Origin of the sequence: Nitrosopumilus sp. b1, from assembly GCF_014078545.1 — an archaeon.
Classification (GTDB): domain Archaea; phylum Thermoproteota; class Nitrososphaeria; order Nitrososphaerales; family Nitrosopumilaceae; genus PXYB01.
The window spans coordinates 1-978 of record NZ_MU078801.1 but is presented as its reverse complement, the minus strand read 5'-3'; the positions used below and the strand labels follow the sequence as shown (position 1 = coordinate 978).

Genomic DNA, 978 nt, shown 5'->3' with positions numbered 1-978 from the left:
TAGTCTTTTAGGACCAAACTCATTGGGTAAGACATTACAAGTAATCAATACAACACTCAAAGGTAACAAAACAATTCAGCTACAGGACACAGATGTATCAAAAGTTGGATTACCAAAAGTTAGACTAAATCCTACAGTAGGAATAATTGAGATTGCAAGCGGTTGTATGAGTGAGTGCACATTTTGCCAGACCAAACTATCAAAGGGCGATCTTCAAAGTTACAGAATTGGAGATATCGTAAGACAAGTAAAAACAGAGATTGCAGATGGCTGCAAAGAAGTGTGGCTTACATCAACTGATAATGGATGTTATGGATTTGACATTGGAACCGATTTACCAGAATTAGTAAACACAGTTTCTGAAATTCCTTCTGACTTTAGAATAAGAGTAGGAATGATGAATCCTATGTATATGCCAAGAATTAGAGATGGTCTCTTAAAGTCATTTGAGAATGACAAAGTCTACAAGTTCTTACATGTTCCAGTTCAGGCAGGAAGTGACAAAGTCCTACACGACATGAAACGTGGTCACACATCTGAGACTTTTCGTGATGTATCAAAAAGATTTAGAGAGAAGTTTGGGGACTTTACAATTTCAACTGACATCATAGTTGGATTTCCAACTGAGACAGATGAAGACTTTGCAGAGACTGTAGAATTACTCAAAGAGACAAAACCCGAAGTAGTAAATCTATCAAAGTATAGCGCAAGGCCTGGAACAGATGCAGCAGAATGGGATCAAGTAGATGTAGCTACCGTAAAGCAGAGAAGCAAGAAGATTTTTGATCTCACAAATCACATCTCGTATGAGAATAACAAAGAATGGATTGGATGGAGTGGTAATGTACTATTTGATGAGCTAACAGATGATGGAATCAAAGGGAGAAACTTTGCATACAAGCCCATCTTTGTTAGAGATGAAGTAAAGATTGGACAATCCCATGCAGTAAAAATCACCAAGGCCACAAATCATAGCCT

Annotated in this window: 1 protein-coding gene; it reads left to right on the top strand. The window is 37.6% G+C overall.

Going from position 1 to position 978, the window contains the following annotated elements:
• Nucleotides 1–22: 22 nt before the first annotated feature.
• A partial coding sequence (locus C6988_RS10980; RefSeq protein WP_255464492.1) for a tRNA (N(6)-L-threonylcarbamoyladenosine(37)-C(2))-methylthiotransferase occupies nucleotides 23–978 on the top strand: 956 nt, incomplete at its 3' end.